This window comes from Bacillus sp. EB600, assembly GCF_024494385.1.
Classification (GTDB): Bacteria; Bacillota; Bacilli; order Bacillales; family Cytobacillaceae; genus JAEVLT01.
Window position 1 is genome coordinate 1 of sequence record NZ_JAEVLT010000146.1, and the last position, 573, is coordinate 573.

Here is a 573-nt window from a genome sequence, read left to right on the forward strand (position 1 = left end):
CCAGTTAGTTATCATGAACGAAACTAGCTCCTTACTCGTAACATCGTAGATTAATTTGGTTACACTGTTTACTGGAAAAAAACAAACCAAATCAGAGCTACATTACGGAAGGAGCTAGCTATTATGAAGGATACCATAAAATATATAGGTTTAGACGTTTCAAAAGAAAAAATTGCCGTTGCCATTGCAGATGAAGGTCGTGATGAGCCAAGGTATTGGGGAATGATTCCTAACACTTCAGAATCTATTAGAAAGTTAATAAAAAATCTTGGGGAAAAAGAGAATCTTCGAGTGTGCTATGAAGCTGGTCCAACTGGCTATGGTTTATATCGTCTTTTTCTTAGCCTAGGAATCGAGTGTGAAGTGATTGCCCCATCTTTAATCCCTAAGAAACCAGGTGAACGCATTAAAACTGACCGTAGGGATTCGATTAAACTAGCAAAGTTATTTCGCGCCGGCGAATTAACTCCTGTTTATGTGCCAACAGAAGATGACGAAGCCCTTCGGGATTTAGTTCGGGCTCGTGAAGATGCCAAAGAAGATGAATTAAGAGCAAAACATCGCTTAACCAAA

General features: G+C 39.3%; 1 protein-coding gene. It reads left to right on the top strand.

Going from position 1 to position 573, the window contains the following annotated elements; translation table 11 throughout:
- Window positions 1–123 precede the first annotated feature (123 nt).
- On the top strand, window positions 124–573 hold a 450-nt coding region (locus JN080_RS28990), incomplete at its 3' end, for an IS110 family transposase (RefSeq protein WP_256239370.1).